The organism is Alloprevotella rava (assembly GCF_014195585.1).
GTDB classification, from domain to species: Bacteria; Bacteroidota; Bacteroidia; order Bacteroidales; family Bacteroidaceae; genus Alloprevotella; species Alloprevotella rava.
This window is the reverse complement of record NZ_JACICA010000009.1, coordinates 63,998-84,079: the sequence shown is the minus strand read 5'-3', so window position 1 is coordinate 84,079 and position 20,082 is coordinate 63,998. Positions and strand designations below refer to the sequence as shown.

At 41.5% G+C, this 20,082-nt stretch carries 16 protein-coding genes and 2 tRNA genes; 1 reads left to right on the top strand and 17 read right to left on the bottom strand.

What is annotated here, in order from left to right; genetic code table 11:
• The 5 genes from FHS60_RS08160 to serS all read right to left on the bottom strand — a co-directional run bounded on the left by FHS60_RS08160 (nucleotide 1) and on the right by serS (nucleotide 5,380).
• Complete coding sequence (locus tag FHS60_RS08160) at nucleotides 1-822, bottom strand: glycoside hydrolase family 25 protein (protein WP_009346635.1); 822 nt, start codon at nucleotides 820-822, stop codon at nucleotides 1-3.
• A gap of 243 nt (nucleotides 823-1,065) precedes the next feature.
• Nucleotides 1,066-3,099, bottom strand: a complete 2,034-nt coding sequence (locus FHS60_RS08155; protein ID WP_183697468.1) for a tetratricopeptide repeat protein — start codon at nucleotides 3,097-3,099, stop codon at nucleotides 1,066-1,068.
• A 14-nt stretch (nucleotides 3,100-3,113) separates the two neighbouring features.
• Nucleotides 3,114-3,671, bottom strand: coding sequence for a peptide deformylase (gene def / locus FHS60_RS08150; RefSeq protein ID WP_183697463.1), 558 nt, complete (start codon nucleotides 3,669-3,671; stop codon nucleotides 3,114-3,116).
• Between the two features lie 8 nt (nucleotides 3,672-3,679).
• Nucleotides 3,680-4,096, bottom strand: coding sequence for a Holliday junction resolvase RuvX (gene ruvX, locus FHS60_RS08145; RefSeq protein WP_009346632.1), 417 nt, complete (start codon nucleotides 4,094-4,096; stop codon nucleotides 3,680-3,682).
• 9 nt (nucleotides 4,097-4,105) lie between these two features.
• Nucleotides 4,106-5,380, bottom strand: a complete 1,275-nt coding sequence (gene serS, locus FHS60_RS08140; protein ID WP_183697460.1) for a serine--tRNA ligase — start codon at nucleotides 5,378-5,380, stop codon at nucleotides 4,106-4,108.
• 137 nt (nucleotides 5,381-5,517) lie between these two features.
• On the opposite strand from serS, the gene FHS60_RS08135 reads away from it, so the two are divergent.
• Nucleotides 5,518-6,729, top strand: coding sequence for an HD domain-containing protein (locus tag FHS60_RS08135; RefSeq protein ID WP_244957473.1), 1,212 nt, complete (start codon nucleotides 5,518-5,520; stop codon nucleotides 6,727-6,729).
• 45 nt (nucleotides 6,730-6,774) lie between these two features.
• Here the strand turns inward: FHS60_RS08135 and FHS60_RS08130 are convergent, their stop codons facing one another.
• The 12 genes from FHS60_RS08130 to galE all read right to left on the bottom strand — a co-directional run bounded on the left by FHS60_RS08130 (nucleotide 6,775) and on the right by galE (nucleotide 20,075).
• Entirely contained in the window at nucleotides 6,775-7,245 is a 471-nt protein-coding gene (locus FHS60_RS08130) for a hypothetical protein (RefSeq protein ID WP_183697458.1), read from the bottom strand.
• Nucleotides 7,246-7,331: 86 nt separating this feature from the next.
• A tRNA-Arg gene (locus tag FHS60_RS08125) sits at nucleotides 7,332-7,405 on the bottom strand.
• A 5-nt stretch (nucleotides 7,406-7,410) separates the two neighbouring features.
• Nucleotides 7,411-7,487: transfer RNA gene (locus FHS60_RS08120), tRNA-Arg, on the bottom strand.
• Between the two features lie 141 nt (nucleotides 7,488-7,628).
• Nucleotides 7,629-8,789 (bottom strand): galactokinase, encoded by a 1,161-nt coding sequence (gene galK, locus FHS60_RS08115; protein WP_183697456.1) that lies wholly within the window; start codon nucleotides 8,787-8,789, stop codon nucleotides 7,629-7,631.
• Between the two features lie 85 nt (nucleotides 8,790-8,874).
• Nucleotides 8,875-10,143 (bottom strand): MFS transporter, encoded by a 1,269-nt coding sequence (locus FHS60_RS08110; RefSeq protein ID WP_009346627.1) that lies wholly within the window; start codon nucleotides 10,141-10,143, stop codon nucleotides 8,875-8,877.
• A 33-nt stretch (nucleotides 10,144-10,176) separates the two neighbouring features.
• On the bottom strand, nucleotides 10,177-11,256 hold the full coding sequence (locus FHS60_RS08105) for an aldose epimerase family protein (protein ID WP_183697454.1): 1,080 nt from the start codon (nucleotides 11,254-11,256) through the stop codon (nucleotides 10,177-10,179).
• Between the two features lie 468 nt (nucleotides 11,257-11,724).
• The gene (gene lepA / locus FHS60_RS08100; RefSeq protein WP_183697451.1) at nucleotides 11,725-13,506 is read right to left on the bottom strand and encodes a translation elongation factor 4; all 1,782 of its coding nucleotides are present in this window, start codon (nucleotides 13,504-13,506) and stop codon (nucleotides 11,725-11,727) included.
• 2 nt (nucleotides 13,507-13,508) lie between these two features.
• A complete protein-coding gene (gene rfbC / locus FHS60_RS08095) occupies nucleotides 13,509-14,063 on the bottom strand; it encodes a dTDP-4-dehydrorhamnose 3,5-epimerase (RefSeq protein WP_183697448.1) in 555 nt (184 codons plus the stop codon).
• 6 nt (nucleotides 14,064-14,069) lie between these two features.
• Nucleotides 14,070-15,719, bottom strand: coding sequence for a dipeptidase (locus tag FHS60_RS08090; protein ID WP_009346623.1), 1,650 nt, complete (start codon nucleotides 15,717-15,719; stop codon nucleotides 14,070-14,072).
• Between the two features lie 68 nt (nucleotides 15,720-15,787).
• On the bottom strand, nucleotides 15,788-17,764 hold the full coding sequence (locus tag FHS60_RS08085) for an OPT family oligopeptide transporter (protein WP_183697446.1): 1,977 nt from the start codon (nucleotides 17,762-17,764) through the stop codon (nucleotides 15,788-15,790).
• 15 nt (nucleotides 17,765-17,779) lie between these two features.
• The gene (nspC, locus tag FHS60_RS08080) at nucleotides 17,780-18,916 is read right to left on the bottom strand and encodes a carboxynorspermidine decarboxylase (RefSeq protein WP_183697443.1); all 1,137 of its coding nucleotides are present in this window, start codon (nucleotides 18,914-18,916) and stop codon (nucleotides 17,780-17,782) included.
• A gap of 118 nt (nucleotides 18,917-19,034) precedes the next feature.
• On the bottom strand, nucleotides 19,035-20,075 hold the full coding sequence (galE, locus tag FHS60_RS08075; RefSeq protein WP_183697440.1) for a UDP-glucose 4-epimerase GalE: 1,041 nt from the start codon (nucleotides 20,073-20,075) through the stop codon (nucleotides 19,035-19,037).
• Between the last annotated feature and the right edge of the window lie 7 nt (nucleotides 20,076-20,082).

The following is a 20,082-nucleotide window of genomic DNA, read 5'->3' as shown; positions in this document are numbered from 1 at the left end:
TTATAGTTTTAGTTGATAAAGCGTGAATCCTGACATGATCTGACTGCGGTCTACTTTTCCACGAATGCCAGGGATGCGTCCACTTTGTGTATATTGCCACATGATATATGTTTTGCCATCATTGAGCACTGGGGCATCAGTACGATAGCGGGCAATCATCCAATGATAGTTAGTAAATAATCCTTGGAAATAACGATTATAGAAATTGTGGTAAGTATAGAGTAGGGGCTTTTTGCCGTAGTAGCGTTCAACGAGTTGGATAAATTGTCGAAGATTATCGATGAAAGCAACTTCGTCAGAGTCTTCTTTTTCAATATCTATGATAGGGACTAAATCTTGGTCCTCACGTCGAACCACTTGCGTCATATTTTCCAACTGTGCTTGGGGCGTAACCTGCGGACGATAGAAATGGTAGCTTCCTACGCTCAGCCCTGCACGGCGTGCACCTTGCAAGTTCTGAATATAGTAATCATCTTTGAGAGTTTCTCCTTCCGATGCTTTTATATAGACATAGGAAATTTCAGCATTACGAGCAATTTCATCCCAATCAATAGTTCCTTGGTAGTGGCTTATATCTATTCCTTCTACATACCGAGTATTTATGTGTCCATTTCCGCGAGCATGTCCACCAATGGCAGCATCCTGACCTAGCGGACTTACTGCTTTATCGGCTTGAGCCTTGTAGGAAAGATGATCAGGCTCAATGATAACCCCTTTTCCCACTGTAGAAGTTGTCTTCTTGCGGTCTTCGCGAGCTTGAACAGGGAGGACGAGCAAAATGGCAAATAAGAGGATGAAAATTTTACAGATGGGATATTTCATAAATAAAGATATGCATGACTTTTATCAAATTGCGAAATTAAATAATTATTCTCAAATGCTTTTGCTTTTAAGAATAATTTGGAAGTTAATTAAAGCTCTTTTGCACGTTTTTGAGTGATGATTGAGATATTTGATAACTTTTTAGAACCACTGTGCTGGCTTTTATCTTGTTATAAGACATTATCTACTATAATATATGTAGCAGGCAATGGCTCTTCTCTTTTAAAAGGAGAAAGGTAAAAACTAATTTCGAGCTTCTTTCAACAAGCTATATGCTTGATAGAGTCCTAGTTCTCCTGCACGACTGAGATCGGGGATTGCTTCTTGTTTGCGCTTGTCTTGCAGGCGAAGAACAGCGCGGTTATAGTAAGCTTCGGCAAAGTGATTGTCGAGTGTGATGGCAGTAGTGAAATCAGTGTCAGCTTCTTTGACTTTTCCAAACGAAGCAAGAAGACACCCACGGTTGTAATAGGAATACGCATTGTTGGGCTTTAATTTTATGGCTTCCTCCATATCTGCTATTGCCTGATGTGCATATTGGAGTTTTTGTTCTTTATTAGCATTAAGATAAAGCATTCCAAGAATATTTGCACGATTCTGGAGAGCTATTACTGATTTAGGATTAAGGGATACAGCCTTCTTTGCATATTCCCAAGCTGAATTGTAGTCGTAAGTTGTATAGGCTAGCATGGAGCGGAGTAGATAAGCATCCGTGTCTGTGAGTATGTTAAGCAATGTGTCTATGCACGTTTTATAGTTTTCTGAATGCACAATACTCTCGGCTTCTTTTTCCGCTGTGAAAAAGAGTCGGTATTTAACATTGCGTTGATAGTGGCTTCTTCCTGCTTGCTGCTCTGCTTGGAATTCTAAAGGGGCAAATCTTTTACTTAATTCTTCAGTTTCGCTCTGATAGCCAATGCTTCGATAGCCTCGTGCTGTAACAGAGAGAAGGGCAAGTTGGAAGTTGGGCATAAGGCGGGCTTCCACTTTGCTATTCTGAACTTTGCCAAAGATGCCATCTCCAAAGATCTTGGCCGTATCAGGTTCTTCTGCAATCATACGATCGTAATGCTCCAATGCATGGTCGGAGCGCATTCTAACTTTTGTGCGTATTGAGCGTCTAGGGCGTGCGAAAGACACATCCAACTCTGCACGAGCTATAATTGTTTCATCATTCAGAGCACCTTTTGTATCTCCTATTTTGCGGCGGCATTTAGCTCGAGCAATATATCCATACATAAATCTAGGATATGCTTTTATTAAAACAGTATAGTCGCGTATAGCTCCGCGGTAGTCTCCAGTCTTTTCGCAAAGAAGAGCGCGATTGTAGCGGGCCAAAGTATTTTGTGGTTCTACTTTTAAGATGAAGGAAAAGTCTTGAATTGCGCGATTATCATCGCCTACGAGTGCGCGCAACAAAGCACGATTATAATGGGCTACAAAATGCTGCGGAATAAGACTAATTACTTTGTCGTAGTCCATTATAGCAGCATCGAACCTATTGAGAGAGTTACGGACCATAGCCCGTAACAGATAGCTTTGATTATCGTTAGGAGCGTATTTTATAGCTTGTGTAAGAAAGCTATCTGCCGCAGAAAATAAGTCTTTACTTAACGCATACTGCCCTTTGAATTGCCAAACTTGAGATTCGTTGGGGCGGAAGGTCAAAAGGGAGTCCATCCAGATGACTGCTTTTAATGTATCATTTTCTTCTAGGTGTATTTGTGCCTGCGCCATATAGGCTCGATAGAATTTGGGTGAGCGACGTAGTATTTTGTTTATTTCCACTTTCGCACTATCCATTTCTTTGATTTGCATGAAGCAATATGCCCTATTAAAGCGTGCATCTTCATTGTCTGGCATTTCAGCGAGGGTGCGTGCATAGTCGTTTATCGCTCCTTGGTAATCTTTGAGATTGATACGGCACAAACCACGGAGTTGATACACTTCTACCTTATATGGATTCAAAAGAATTGACTGAGAACAATCTGTATCCGCACCATGGAAGTCTTCCAACGAGAATTTTGCAAATCCGCGAAGGTACCATGCCTCAGCGTTACTTGAACGTGCCTCTATCACTTGGTTGAAATAACGAATCGCGCTGAGATTATCATCTACGCTCAAAGCATTACGTCCCATGAGCAGCACGTTTGTAATGTTGATTTGTGCATAGAGAATGCTTGGCACAAAGATTAAAAGAAAAGTAAGCAAGTGCAAAAGCCCCTCCGCAATGGAGGGGCTTTTCGTATTGTATTGCTTTTTGCTTTGGTGTGCCATAAATCAAGCATTTCTTATCTGGGCGTCTTCACACGATAGCTGCAACTCACTTTGCCTTTACGCATCATTTCAAGCTTCTTCTTTACAAGTTGTTTGCGCAATGGACTAATTTTGTCTGTAAAGACAACGCCTTCAAGATGGTCGAATTCGTGCTGCATAACACGCGCTAAATATCCATCAACCCATTCATCATGCGGTTGCAAGTTTTCATCTAAATAAGTAACATGGATGCGTGTTGGGCGGCGTACAGGTTCACTGAGTCCTGGCAGACTAAGACAACCTTCGTCGAGCAGGGCAGTTTCGCTATCATCAACTTCCACAATATGTGGATTGATGAATGCATGATTATAGCCTTCATATTCTGGAAAGTCATCTTTGAGGACATCCAGCGAAATGACTACGACGCGTATGGATTTACCGATTTGTGGAGCTGCCAAACCAACGCCATTACTTTTTTCCATCGTTTCGAACATATTTTCAATAAGTTCGTTGAGTCCTGGATAATCAATTGGAATATCTTCTGCAACTTTGCGCAGTATGGATTGTCCGTATGTATAAATGGGTAATATCATATTCTCTTTTAAATGTTTCGCTTACTTTCCATATACGACTGTAGAATGATACACGCACTAATTTCATCTACAAGTGCTTTATCGCGGCGACGTTGTTTGCCAATGCCACTTGCGAGCATTGTTTGGTGGGCCAAAACAGAGGTGAAACGTTCGTCGTAGAATTCTAGCGGGATATGGGGAAATTGTTTAGTGAAATTAGCGGCAAATAGACGAACACGCTGTTGATTTTCTGAAGGCTGACCATTAGTTTGAGTGGGAAGTCCCAAAATTACACGCTCAACAGATTCCTTCTCGAAATAGTCCTTCAGAAAGACAAACAGTTTTTTTGTGTCGACAGTTGTTAGACCATTAGCAATGATTTGCATAGAGTCGGTAACAGCGATACCTGTTCTCCGCTTTCCGTAGTCGATGGAGAGTATACGCATTATATGGAATTACTTAATCATATCCGTTCCCATATACGGCTGTAGTGCCTTGGGGATTCGGATTCCTTCTGGAGTTTGGAAATTTTCCAGCAACGCTGCAAGAATACGCGGCAGAGCTAAAGCTGAACCATTAAGAGTATGGCAAAGGTTAATCTTCTTGTCAGCATTACGATAACGACACTGTAAGCGATTGGCCTGATATGTATCAAAATTGCTGACAGAGCTTACTTCCAACCAACGCTTTTGTGCTTCGCTGTAAACCTCAAAGTCGTAGCAAACGCTAGAGGTAAAGCTCATATCGCCACCGCAGAGGAGCAGGATGTGATAGGGGAGTTCTAATTTCTTTAAAAGTCCTTCAACATGGTCAAGCATTTCTTGATGACTTTGCTTGCTGTGTTCGGGAGTATCAATGCGGACAATCTCAATTTTAGAAAATTCGTGAAGACGATTTAAACCACGAACGTCCTTACCATAGGATCCTGCTTCACGACGAAAGCATTCTGTATATGCACAATTCTTAATGGGTAGATCTTTCTCGTCTAAAATCTCATCACGATAAATGTTAGTGACAGGAACTTCTGCTGTAGGAATGAGATAGAGGTCGTCCTCTTCACAATGGTACATTTGTCCTTCTTTGTCAGGAAGCTGGCCTGTTCCATAGCCACTAGCAGCATTAACGACTGTCGGTGGCATAATTTCTGTATAGCCAGCTGCACGAGCTTCATCGAGGAAGAAGTTGATTAGGGCACGTTGCAGACGAGCACCTTGGCCAATATAGACGGGGAAACCAGCACCTGTGATTTTAACGCCGAGATCGAAATCTATGAGGTTATATTTCTTTGCTAGCTCCCAATGGGGTAATGGGTTTTCAGGTAAATCAATGAGTTTTCCTCCTTCTTTTACCACTACATTGTCGCTAGCATCCCTTCCTTCGGGGACTTCATCGTAGGGGACATTTGGAATCGTATAGAGAATTTGTGTGCGCTCATCCAACGCAGTCTTCATGCTTTCTTCAAGTTCTTTGGTTTGCTCTTTGATTTCAGCAACTTGCTGTTTAGCAGCTGCAGCTTCTTCTTTCTTGCCCTCTTTCATCATTCCACCGATACTCTTTGAGATGGTTTTTACTTGAGAAAGAAGATTGTCTAATTGCGCTTGCGCTTCTTTGCGCTTATTGTCAAGTGCGAGTACCTGTTCTATGGTTTCACGGGCACCAGCAAAATGTTTCTTTTCCAAACCGCGGATTACGGCTTCCTTGTTGTCAAGAATCTGTTTTATTGTCAGCATAATATTATTGCTTATTACTTATATGCTGCAAAAATAATAAAGATTTGGTGGAATTTTATGCTTTATACCGATTTTGTGACTGAAGGACAAGAGGTAAAACGGATAAATATGTATTTTTGCTAAAACTATCAATGTATATGAGAGGTCCACTGATTATTAACGATCCTGTTTATGGCTTTACGAGAGTTCCTCGTGGCTTATTGACAGAGATAATTGCTCATTCCTGTTTTCAGCGTTTGGGGCGTATCCGGCAATTAGGAATGTCTACTTGTGTTTATCCTGGTGCGCAGCACACACGTAAGCAGCATTCTATAGGTGCTTTCCATCTGATGCAAGAAGCGCTGCGCCACCTGCAAGAAAAGGGGCATTTCATTTTCGATTCAGAAATAGAGGCTGTAGAAGCTGCTATTTTGCTACACGATGTGGGACATGGTCCTTTTTCTCATGTCTTGGAGAAAACCTTTATCAAGGGCATTACTCATGAGGATATTTCCCTGCTCATAATGAATCGTATGAATGAGCAGTTACATGGTGGATTATCACTGGCCATCAATATCTTTGAGAATAAGTATCCTAAGCGTTTTCTCCATGAGCTTATCTGTAGTCAGCTGGATGTTGACCGTTTGGACTATCTCTGTCGCGATAGCTTTTTCTGCGGTGTTCGTGAGGGAAATATCGGAGCAGATCGTATTATTGAGATGCTCGATATTGTTGATGACAAGCTGGTGGTGGATGCCAAAGGTTTATATTCTGTTGAGAACTATCTGATGTCTCGCCGCATGATGTACTGGCAGGTATATCTTCATAAGACAGCAGTTGCTGCGGAAGAAGTTCTTCGCTCTGCTTTGCGACGTGCAAAGTATCTAATGCGTAATGGGAAAGACTTGTTTGCTTCTCCTTCTCTATACTTTTTCTTAGTACAAGAAATTCCTAACAATGAGCCTAATTGGTTGGATTATTACATTGATCTAGAGGATAACGATATAATGTCTGCCTTGAAAGTTTGGATGAAATCAGATGATAAGATTCTAGCAATGCTTTGTTCTGATTTTATCAATCGGCGATTGTTCAAAGTGGATGTGTATGCAGAGGCGATACCAGAAGGCGAAGAGGAGAGATTGAAACAGGAACTCAGCAAACAGTTGGAGCTACCATTGGAGGATATGGATTATTTTGTGACATGGCGCAAGGTACAGAAGGAATTATATTCTGCCACGGCAAATGGTATCGGAATTCTATATCCCGATGGAGAAGTAAAGGACTTGATAGATGTTAGTAATATCGTTCGCAGTGATATTGCAGGACTTTCAGATGAGAAATTTTATGTATTCCGCCAGCGTATGGAATGAGGCGAATGAGCTTTGTCTGGAGTTGGTTATATCGTGTACTATTATTTACTCCCTAGGAGAGTAGTAACCATTATTATACCAATGATTATGCCCATAGCCACTAAGGTCGTAAGCTGCTACAAGGCGGAGATTATAGGACATTCTATACATGTAGTCATTACAGTACAAGACTGCGTAATCACCTTGCAGTACAGGGATAGGAGCTTCAATATCTACATTTAGTGAAGAATTGGTGAAGTGCATGAGTAAGTTACCTTTCCGAACCATCCACTGTCCGTATTCAGATAAGCCTCTTCTGCGGAGAGTCTGGAAAGAACCATCGCGATAGAAGTAGAATACATCGCCTTCGACATAAGCATGCCTATTTGTTGAACTCACTACGCGCCATGCTCGATTGCTTAGCACCATTTCTGCATAGCTGTCTGGATCGTTATAATCCTCCATGCATGAGGTGAGACTTATGGCTGCCATAAGAAGAACTATTAGCAGTGTTATGGGGCTAGTTATTTGTTTCATAATGATTCTTTTTTGATATGCTGCAAAGATATGCAGAATTTCTGAATAATAAAAAACCTCCATAGCGTTAGCTATTGGAGGTTTTGTGACTCGCATAGGATTCAAACCTATAACCTTCTGATCCGTAGTCAGATGCTCTATTCAGTTGAGCTAGCGAGCCAAAAGTGGTGATTCGCATAGGATTCAAACCTATAACCTTCTGATCCGTAGTCAGATGCTCTATTCAGTTGAGCTAGCGAACCATTTTCTTTTCGTTTGCGAGTGCAAAAGTAGAAATGTTTTTCTTACTGGCAAAGCCTTTACAGCTTTTTTTTGAAAAAATGTAATAAAAATCCCCTTCAAACATGGGTTCGAAGGGGAAGTAATAAATCGAGTTGCTAATTTTAGCAAAGCTTGCGAGAGCCATCACCAATGACTACATCAATGACTACTGGCTCTTTGCCAAATTTTTCCTTGTAAGCATTCTTAGCTGTTGTAATGAAGTTGTCGTAGAGTTCTTCACGGACGAGATTGATGGTGCAACCACCAAAGCCACCACCCATAACGCGAGAACCTGTTACACCACAAGATTTAGCAACTTCGTTCAAGAAATCTAGCTCAGGGCAAGAAACTTCGTATTCTTTGCTCAAACCATGGTGTGTGTCGTACATTTTGCGACCTACTTCTTCATAATCGCCTTCTTCGAGAGCAACGCTTACTTCCATAACGCGATATTTCTCACCAATGACATATTTAGCGCGAAGTGCATCTTCTGCACTAACTTCACCGCGAACTTGTTCGAGCATATCGTAGTCTGCATCACGGAGAGTTTCTACGTTGGGGTGGTACTTCTTAATAGCAGCTACAACATTTTCGCAGCTTTTGCGACGATCATTGTAGGCACTAGATGCTAACTCATGTTTTACGAGAGAGTTGAGCAGAACGAGTTTATAGCCCTTCGGATCAAACGGGAAGTACTTGTACTGGAGTGAGCGGCAGTCGAGGCGCATGATGTGGCCTGCCTTGCCGAATACAGAAGCAAACTGGTCCATAATACCACAGTTGCAGCCAATGTAGTTGTGCTCTGTTGCCTGACCTGCGAGTGCGAGCTGAAATTTCTCAATTTTGTTATCGCCAAACAAATCGTTCAATGCGAAAGCAAAGCAGCTCTCAAGAGCAGCAGAGGAAGACATACCTGCACCGAGGGGCACATCGCCAGCAAAGGCTGTGTTGAAACCTTCAACAGGAACTCCAAGCTTCATCATTTCACGGCAGATACCGAAAATGAAGCGGAAGTGAGTTGCTGTTGGGCCTTTCTCATCGTCGAGAGAGAATTCTACATAATCTTTTAAGTCGATGGAATAAGCGCGAACTTTGCGTGTTCCATTGGGCTTAATTTCAGCAATGATACCTTGCTTTACGGCACCAGGGAATACAAAACCGCCATTATAGTCGGTGTGTTCACCAATGATATTGATACGACCGGGAGATGCATATACAGAGCCCGGAGTGCCATCGAAGTGCTTCAAGAAACGACTTCTTACATCTTCAACTGTTAAGTGCATGGTTGTAATTGTTTTATAGGTTTAGGATTGCACCTGCGCCTTGTTTAAGTGTGGCACAATCCGTGTCTAGGTGATACGAAATGAGTTATTTTGCTTGTTTTGAAACTCGACTACCTACCAAAGCGTAGAAGAGGATATAAGCTGCACAGAATACAACTACCCAGTAGCTCTGGATGTAGCCTACAGCATCAGCAACAGTAGCTTGGATGAACATCATCACTGCGCAACCAAAAACCATTGTCATAAAGATACCGGATGCAATGGCTGTGTACTTGCCAAGGCCTTCAACAGCCATGTTGAAGATACCACCCCACATTACTGATGTGCAGAGGCCTACGAGCAGGAATGCGAAGATACCCATGGGGATGTCTTGCCATACCACTGTGAGTGTGCCCCAGTCAACACCTGGGAAACTTACTGGTGTTTGCGGTGCAAACATACCGAAGAGTACGAGAGCAAGAGTGGCGATAGAAACTGTTGTAATCATTGCACGGCTGCTTACTTTGCCACCGATGGATGCACCCACAAAGCGGCCAATGAGCATCATGAACCAATACACTGCAACAATCATACCTACCGTTGCTGCTGGAATGCCTTTCTCATTAGTGAGGTACTGCTGTACGAAGTTAGGTACACCAACTTCAATTCCCATATAGAGGAAGATAGCCAAAGCACCGAGGGCAAAATGACGATAGCTCAATGCGCCTTTTACCAATCCTACTTCAACAGGAGCTTGTTCGGGTTCTTCAATTTTTGTGAAAGAGATAACAACAAATGCCAAAATAAAGATTCCGAGAGCAATCATAAGAGCTGGAGTTGCATGAGAAATCTTTGCCTTTGCAGCATCGCCAATGAGTGCCCCCATGAGGATGTAGCAAGCAACAGCTGCAGCACTATTGAATACACCACCAATCTGGATGAGCTGGTTGCCTGAGTTGCCACCGCCACCAAGGAGATTCAACATGGGGTTTACAACGCAATTGAGGATACACATACAGAAACCTGCAATGAATGCACCAACAAGGTAAACGCCAAATACGAGACCGATGTTTTCCTCTACATCAAGTTGACCGCTGAACCACTGAATTAAGATACCAATGATACCCACTGCAAGACCGATAAGGGCCGTTTTCTTGTAACCAAACTTTGAGATGAGCATACCAGAAGGAATCCCCATTACTAGATATGCAACGAAGTTACCATAGTTACCAATCTGGGCAAGTACATTAGAAATTGTACCTTGATTCTTAATGATTGTTGCCATCGGTGTGCAAAGGTTAGTCACGAATGCAATCATGGCAAACAGCGCAATCATGACGAAGATAGCGCCCCATTGTTTTTTTTGTTGACTCATAAAATTTGTAGCTTGTTTTTGTTATTGTTAGAATTAAATTATTCCGAATTTATAGATGGTTTTCTGCGTGTAGACTTGACCTGGTTTCAGGACAACACTGGGGAAATACGGATGGTTAGGGCTGTCTGGGAAGTGTTGTGCTTCGAAGCAGAGTGCGCTGCGTCGACCAAATGTGGCTCCGTGCTGTCCTTTGTAGCCATCAGCCCAGTTGTCACTATAGAATTGTACACCTGGTTCGGTGGTATAGACTTCCATTGTTCGTCCGCTCTTGGGTTCTGTGATTTTTGCTGCAAATGAGAGTTCGCCTGGTTCGCGCTTATTGAGCACATAGCAGTGGTCATAGCCTGCACCATTCTTTATCTGCTCATGATCGGCATCGATGCGTTCACCAACAGCGTGTGGTTCTCTAAAGTCGAAAGGAGTGCCTTCAACCTTGCGAATTTCGCCTGTTGGAATAGAAGTTTCGTCGATGGGAAGATAGAAATCTGCATTTATCTGGCAGATGACATCCATTGCAGATGGGGTGGGGTTGGCTATACCCGCGAGAGAGAAAAAGCCATGGCTCGTCATATTGACGATAGTTTTCTTATTGGTAGTGCCCTTATAGTCGATGAGCAACTCGTTGTCATTGTTCAGTGTGTACATCACTGTGATGGAGAGCTCTCCAGGAAATCCTTCTTGATAGTAGGCAGACACATAGCGAAGCACTAATGTGTGATCGTTGATTTGTTCTGCATCCCATACGCGAGCATGAAAACCTGTGGGACCTCCGTGGAGGTGGTTGGGACCATTGTTGATGGCCAACTGGTATTCTTTGTTGTTGAGTGTGAAGCGACCTTTTGCAATGCGATTTCCATAGCGTCCTACCAGCGTTGAAAGGAAAGGTTCAGGGGAGGAAACACAATCGTCAATGTTGTCGTGACTTTGTATTACATTTGCAAAATTGCCACCTTTATCAGGCACCATAATAGCTACTAAAGCTCCACCATAGTTAGTGATGGCTACTTCCATACCATTTTCGTTGCGAAGGAAAAAGAGATCTACATCTTTGCCTTGAATTTTCTTTTGGAAGTCCTCTCTACGGAGTCCTGATAAATTTGTTTTGTTTTCCATATTGCTATATGTTTAGAGTTTCTTTTTCTTAAGTTATTTATATGTATGTTTAGGTATACTTTGCTAAATGCAGGTATCATTTACACGCAAATTTGCAAATAACATTTGATTCGTGCAAATAAAACTACTTATAAAAATAGCTGTCTTGCAAAATATAGAAAAATATTAAAAATAGCTCTCGTAATTCTATGGCTCAACGCTCCCTAATGTGCCTTTGAAATATGATTTCTTTTTGCTTCTATAGGAGCTGTTTCCTTTGCGTTATATATCCTTTTTGCGTTCTGAAATATAATAAAGGATATGTGTCTGTGTGCTTATTGTATCAGCTGATAGAACAAGGATATTTATCGGCAAGTGAGGAATACTACCCGTGAGAGGAAACTTTTCTTTTAATGATGAAAGTTAAGCAAAAAATAAACAGCCATATATTATTAAAGGGTACATGGCTGTTTTATTATATGTTATGTATTAGTCCAATTTCAATACGGCGAGGAAAGCTTTTTGAGGCACTTCTACATTACCGATTTGCTTCATACGTTTCTTACCTCGCTTCTGCTTTTCAAGCAATTTTCTTTTACGGCTAATGTCACCGCCATAGCATTTTGCTGTAACGTCTTTTCGTAGCTGCTTCACCGTTTCACGCGCAATGATTTTTGCTCCGATAGCAGCTTGGATAGCGATATCGAATTGTTGGCGAGGAAGGAGTTCTTTCAATTTTTCGCACATACGTCGTCCAAAATTTGTGGCGTTATCTACGTGAGTAAGTGTAGACAAAGCATCAACAGGCTCACCGTTGAGCAAAATATCAAGTTTGACAAGACGAGAGGGGCGGAACTCTATGGGATGATAATCGAAAGAGGCGTATCCCTTAGAGATAGATTTGAGTTTGTCATAAAAATCAATAACTATCTCTGCGAGAGGCATATCGTAGTGTATCTCTACACGATCACCTGAAACATATTCTTGCTTCACAAGTTCTCCACGTTTATTCAAACATAGGGTCATAATGGAACCTATATAGTCTGTTTTAGTGATAATACTTGCTCGGATATAAGGTTCTTCAATGTGGTCGACGTCTGTGGCATCTGGCATTCCTGCAGGATTGTGAACCTCCAACATGTTGAGATGTTTGTCGTAGACATTGTAGCTTACGTTGGGCACAGTAGTAATCACATTCATATTGAACTCTCTATCAAGACGCTCTTGAATTATATCCATGTGAAGTAGACCTAAGAAGCCGCAGCGGAAGCCAAAGCCCAATGCAACAGAAGACTCGGGAGAAAAGGTGAGTGAGGCGTCGTTGAGCTGTAACTTTTCAAGGCTGGTGCGAAGGTTTTCGAAATCTTCGGTTTCGACGGGATAGAGCCCCGCAAAGACCATCGGTTTTACTTCCTCAAAACCAGCGATAGCCTTTTCACAAGGCTTTGCAACGGATGTAATAGTATCACCGACCTTTACTTCCGTGGCCATTTTTATACCACTTACGATATAACCTACGTCGCCACAATGTAATTCCTTGCGAGCTGAAAGTTCCATTTTGAGAACTCCAATTTCATCTGCAATGTAGCGTTGTCCCGTATTAACAAATACGACCTCTTCACCTGAGTGCAAAGAGCCATTGATTATTTTATAGTAGGCAATGATACCACGGAAAGGATTAAAAACAGAGTCAAAGATCATAGCTTGGAGAGGGGCGTTCTCGTCTCCAACTGGTGCAGGAACTTTTTCAATGATGGCCCGTAGAATATTATCCACACCTTCACCAGTTTTTCCAGAAGCACGTATGATTTCTTCTCTCTTACAGCCCAATAGTTCTATGATTTCATCTTCTACTTCCTCAGGCATAGAATTGACCATATCGCACTTTGAAAGAACTGGAATAATCTCCAAGTCGTGCTCAATAGCCATATAAAGGTTTGATATAGTCTGCGCTTGAACTCCTTGGGTTGAATCAATAAGGAGTAAACATCCCTCACAGGCTGCGATACTGCGAGAAACCTCGTAAGAGAAGTCTACGTGTCCCGGAGTGTCAATGAGGTTTAATGTGTAGTGTTGGCCATCTTGAGTGTAATCCATTTGGATGGCATGACTCTTAATGGTGATACCGCGCTCACGTTCTAAATCCATATCATCGAGCATCTGACCTTCTGTAACCTTTATGGTCTGTGTACGTTCTAATAAGCGATCTGCCAAGGTACTTTTACCATGATCAATATGGGCGATGATACAAAAGTTTCGAATATTCTTCATACTTAAAATACTACTGCTTCTTTGAAGGCCACTGCCTTGTTTAAGTCTTTTTCCGAAAGTAATACTTCTTCGGGATTAGTAATGGGCCATTCTATGGCCAGGTCAGGATCATTATAGCGGATGCTGCATTCAGCTTGAGGGGCATATATATTGTCGACTTTATAAGTGAATACAGCCACATCACTCAATACTTGAAAGCCGTGGGCAAAGCCGCGGGGGATGAATAGTTGTCGGTTGTTAGTTTCGCTAAGAGTGACCGCTATATGTTGTCCAAAACTGGGGGAGTCTTTCCGAAGATCAACGGCAACATCTACAACTTCACCTTGTAGAACACGAACTAACTTAGCTTGTGAGAATTCTCCTCGTTGATAATGCAACCCACGGAGAACTCCTTTTGTTGATTTTGATTGGTTATCCTGAATGAATGTAACTTTTTGGTCTATATTCTTGTTGAAATCTTCTTCATGCCACGTTTCCATAAAATAGCCGCGAGCGTCATCAAAGATGCGTGGCTCACAAATCCACACACCTTCGATTTTTGTTTTGATATATTCCATTTCTAACTACTTATGTGCTGAAGGAACTAAATACTTGTTTCCTGTTTCTTTTATGAGGGATTTTTTATAACTCTCAGAAAAGCCCGTGCGCTTAGGAGGTACACAAAGTCCATCGGCTGTACGCTCAAACTCTCCGTTCTTTTCAGGTTTAACTGTCATATCGTTGTATTTTACAATAATATATTCTCCGAGTTTCTTCCAATCTTTCAACATTTTGACCGCACATTGTAGGCTATAATTATTTAGGAACTCTTGAGCCTTATCTGGTGACGCCTTATAGAGTTCTTGGGCATTAGCTTCTACACTCGGTTGCTGAGCTGTCCATATACTATCTAATTCGTTACGAACCCGTTGGAGTGCAGGGAATACTTGATTGTAGCGCGGATAAGTCATATTGCTCACCCAATTACACACCCAGAAAGCAGATTTCCAAGAGAAATTTCCACTATCAGCATCTGGAGCGTTAAAGCATTCCGGCACTGTGGTGTTTTGGCAATAAATAGGAGTGTAGGTTATCATATTGGGATCGTCACTTCCATACCAGAGGATACCACCAATAGCATCTGGAAGATAAGAACGTAGTTGAGCAATATATGTGTCAGCAGTTTGTTGCGTAGAAATGGGACGCTCGTTGAAGTATGTTTTTCCCTCATACTTAAATTGGAGCGGAGTAGGGCGGTAGGGCATTTCCCATGGGCCTTGTCCCATGTCTTTATTAACATCAAAAGGTGTACCTTCATAATGATCACGCATTCCATCCATAACATCTTGACGAGAGAGGGGACGAGTTGGACGCATATAAAGAGGCATAGGTTCTGCATTACCGATGTGATGACCATCGACATAGTCTAGATATTTCTCCATGCCGTAAACAAAGCGATTGAAGAAACTCCATACGCGGGCCTCACAAAAACGCATTGCTCCAAAATCAGCAGGGGCAAAGGCGTTGGCGAAATCGAAGTCGCTATCTTTTCCATTAAAAAAACCTTTCTTACGAGCAAAACTAATAAGGTCCTTAGAATAGAGTACATCCTTTTTAGCATACTGGCTAATCTTATGGATACGGCTTTGGTTTGCATGAGCGGCAATGCAATCATCAGGGATTCGTACAGCCACCCAGTTGGCGCCTTTTACTCCTGTACCTTTGCCAATCATTTCCATAATCCAAATCTCATTTTTATCAGCAATGGAGAAAGATTCACCACTGCTAGCATAGCCATACTTCTCAACAAGAGACGTCATTACATTGATGGCTTCACGCGCTGTTTTTGAGCGTTGCAAGGCAATACGCATCAAGCTGACATAGTCAATAATTCCTTTTGCATCAACCAATTCTTCACGACCTCCCCAAGTGCTTTCCATGATAGAGACCTGGAACTCATTGATGTATCCATTAACTCTATAGGTTTCTGTTGCCTCAGGAATTTCGCCTAGGTGGTGATTTGTATCGCCATCAATAATTTTTCTCATAGTCCCTTGTGGGTGAATTGCATGAGGTAGATAGATTAAATGGCCGTACATTCCATAATCGTCTGCATTATAGGAAATAAAGACAGAACCATCTGTAGAAGCTTTCTTGCCTACAAGAAAACTTGTGCATGCAATAGAAGGAAGCGAAAGCACCATTGCAAGAACTGCTAAAAATACCTTTTTCATTGATTCTTCTTTTTAATAATAATTTCTGGAAATGTTATCTATTCAATATTGAATGTGAGAACTTTGATTTAGTCGGATAAAGAAGCCTTTATTAAGTAAATAATAAGTAGGAAGTATAATACGCAAGCTGTTAATGTGCTCCAAGGGCTTGCTAACCATGCTTTATCAGCAAAGGTATAACCTCCAAACTGTAGTCCTGCACTGACAACTCCCATTAAGGCTCCACCTGCAATAAAACCGCTGGCAAGGAGTGTTCCCTTATCTGCACGAGCTTTATTTACTGCTTCATCTTTGCTGCGAGAGCTAACATACCAATTTATTAAGCCACCAACAAGGAGTGGAAGGTTGAGTTGCAAGGGTATAAACATTCCTAGAGCAAAGGCTAATGAGCTGATTCCACAGAAATTAACTAAAAGAGCGATGGCGGCACCAATACCATAAAGTAACCATGGAGCTTGTCCTCCGTTCATTATCGGTTCAATAACAGCGGCCATTGCACGAGCTTGTGGAGCTGACATTGTATTTGGGTCGCTAAAACCATAAGCTTTATTTAAAATCATGATGACACCTCCTACCGTTGCTGCACTTACAAGGACACCGATAAACTTGAATGTTTCTTGTTTTTTAGGAGTAGAGCCAAGCCAATAGCCAATTTTTAGGTCGGTAATAAAACTACCTGCTGTTGATAGTGCTGTGCAGACTACACCGCCCATGATAAGAGCTGCTGTCATACCACTTACGCCTTTCAGTCCAACTGCAGCCATAATGACGCAGGCAAGAATTAGTGTCATTAGTGTCATACCACTTACTGGGTTAGAACCAACAATAGCAATAGCATTTGCTGCAACGGTAGTGAATAGGAATGCAATCACAGCAACAATGAGAATGCCAACAATGGCAAAAAGCAGATTACCATTCATTACCCCTAAGAGGAAAAAAACAAAGCTTATAATGAGTGTCATTAATGTGCCGATAGCAATAATCTTCATACTGAGATCTTGCTGTGTGCGTGGAAGAGATGCTTCGTTATTATTGCTGCCTTTGAAAACTTTTCCAATGAGTCCAAAAGAGCTTTTGATAACGCTCCAGCTCTTGGCGATGCCTATAACGCCTGCCATGGCTATGGCTCCGATACCGAGACTCTTTGCGTAATTGTATATTTCTTGAGGATCAGCAGCACTTGCAAGGAAGGTTTTGGAAGCATCGAGTGAGACATTAACTTCAGGCCATATCAAAGCTATTCCAGGGACTATAATCCACCAAGTCAAAATGGAGCCTGCACAGATAATAGCCGCATATTTTAAGCCTACGATATAGCCCATTCCTAAAAGCGCTGCACCTGTGTTAACTTGAAATACAAGTTTTGCTTTTTGTGCTAAAACTTCACCTGCACCTAAAACTCTACTACTTACCATATCTACCATCACACCGATATTTCCACTGGCAATAAAATCATATAAACCGCCAATGATACCAGCAACTAGCAAAGGTTTGGCACTACTTCCTCCTCCTCCTTCTCCACTGATAAGAACTTGCGTAGAAGCTGTAGCTTCGGGGAATGGATATTTTCCATGCATATCCTTTACAAAGTATTTGCGAAATGGTATTAGAAATAAGATTCCTAATACACCACCTAAGACAGATGCTATAAAAATCTCTAAGAAATTGATAGTCATCTCTGGATACTTAGCCTGAAGAATGTATAGAGCTGGTAGTGTGAAAATTGCTCCAGCTACAATCATTCCAGAACAAGCGCCAATACTCTGTATGATAACGTTCTCTCCAAGAGGATCTTTCCTATGTGTCGCGCCTGCTACTCCTACTGCAATAATAGTTATAGGAATAGCGGCTTCAAAAACCTGACCAACTTTTAGCCCCAGGTAAGCAGTTGCAGCTGAGAAAACTACAGCCATGATGATACCCCAAGTTAGCGACCATGGTGTTACTTCATGATATTGGCTTTCGGAAGGCATAAGAGGCTTGTATTCTTCGCCGTCCTTTAGTTCGCGGAAGGCATTCTCCGGTAATTGTCGATTGTTTGACATAAGTATGTAAATTTATTAGTCCATTCTATGTTTGTAGTCTTCGTAAGTATATTCTCTTAATACTTCACGTTGTCCATTGACATGTTTTATTATTATTGCTGGGTGAGCAATTCCATTGAACATATTAGTCTTGACTGTTGTGTAATGAATCATATCTTCAAAAATAATTTCATCACCAACATTTAGAGGCTTTTCAAAGCGCCAATACCCCATATAATCTCCACTTAAGCAGCTATTACCTCCCAAACGATATACACGCTCTTCAGTCTCATTTCCTTTTGCTTCTTCGCCTATAAGAGTTTTAGCACCTTGAATATTGGGCCAATAAGGCATTTCAAGACAGTCGGGCATGTGGCATGTAAAACTTACATTTAGAATTGCAGTCTTTATCTGGTGATTTTCAACTATATCAATGACTTGGGCTACAAGAGTTCCTGTTTGCCAAGCAAAGGCACTTCCTGGTTCAAGAATAAGTTGTAAATTGGGGAATCTTTCTTTGAAATCTCTCAGTATAGATACAAGATGATCTATATTATAATCTTTGCGAGTGAGGAGATGACCTCCACCGAGGTTTAACCACTTTATATATTTTAGCCAACTACCAAATTTTTCTTCTATATGTTGTAGGCTATGTTCCAATGCATAACTATCACTTTCACAATGGCAATGACAATGGAAACCTTCAATTCCTTCAGGTAAAACTTTAGGAAGTTGCTCTGCTAAAACACCAAAACGACTACCTGGTGCACACGGATTGTATAATTCAGTGTCTATTTCACTATATTCAGGATTGATTCGTACACCACAGCTCACTCTATCTTTTGAGCGTGAGTAAAAGCGCTCAAATTGTGTGAGAGAATTAAAGGTTACATGACTAGAATACTCAAGGATTTCTTCAAAGGTCTTTTCTTCATATGCAGGGGAAAAAGTGTGGCAAGCTGCTCCAAATTCTTTAAAGCCTAGACAGGCCTCAAAAGGCGAAGAAGCCGTTGTATGCTTAATGTATTCTCGAAAAATAGAGAATGTACGCCATAAAGAAAAAGCTTTGAAAGCTAAGATGAACTCTACTCCAGCTCTTTCTGCAGTATCTTGAATGAGCTGAAGGTTTTGCCTTAGCTTACTCTCGTCAAGTAAGTAATATGGTGTAGTCATTATTATTGAATATATTTATTAAGAATCATTGCGAATTCAACGAGCTGTATACATAAAAATAGAGCTCATCGAATTCGCATAGATTTATAGAATAATGTACCTATAAAGGCACATTATATTACATGATCCCACGTTCGCGGAGTTTCTTTTGCCAATTCCAGGCACTAAGAAGAGCTTCATCAAGTGTATGTACAGCATGCCAGCCTAAGACTTTATTAGCTTTATCGACATTTCCCCATACTTTTTCAATATCACCAGTGCGGCGCTCTGCAATTTTATAATTCAATTTTACACCTGTGCATTTCTCGAAAGTATTGATGAGCTCAAGAACGCTAACGCCATTACCTGTTCCAACATTGAAAACCTCAACTGCCTCCTCACTCTTGTTTTCAAGGATTCTTTCCATTGCAGCAACATGTGCATTAGCTAAGTCAACGACATAAATATAGTCGCGTAAACAGCTTCCATCTGGCGTATCATAGTCATCGCCAAAAACAGAAAGACATTCGCGGATACCCATGGCTGTTTGAGTAAGGTAAGGAATCAGGTTTGCTGGCACACCATTAGGCATTTCACCAATCAAGCAAGAGGGGTGAGCCCCAATTGGATTGAAGTAGCGAAGGAGAGTTGCATGAATAGGAGCTCCGCTCTTACAGAAGTCAACAATAATGTCTTCATCAATTTTCTTTGTATTACCATAAGGACTTTCTGCATCTTTACGTGGTGTCGTTTCCTTTACTGGTAAATTGTTCTCATCTGGTTGACCATAAACAGTACAGCTACTAGAGAAAATGAAACCCTTTACATTATATTTCGGCATCAGTTCGAGCAGGTTGATAGTGCTGACTGTATTGTTGCGATAATATTTCAATGGTTTCTGGACGCTTTCTCCTACAGCTTTGCTAGCTGCAAAATGGATAATACCTTCAATGGGAGCATATTTTTGGAATACTGCTTCAAGAGCTGGCATATCAGTACAATCAACTTCTTCAAAGGCTGGGCGAATTCCTGTAATGGCTTCTATGCCATCAACAACATCTGCTTTTGAGTTTGACAAGTTGTCCACAATTACTACATCATAGCCAGCTTGTTGCAATTCTACAGTTGTGTGGGAGCCAATAAAGCCAGTCCCCCCCGTAACAAGGATTCTCTTATTCATCTTTATT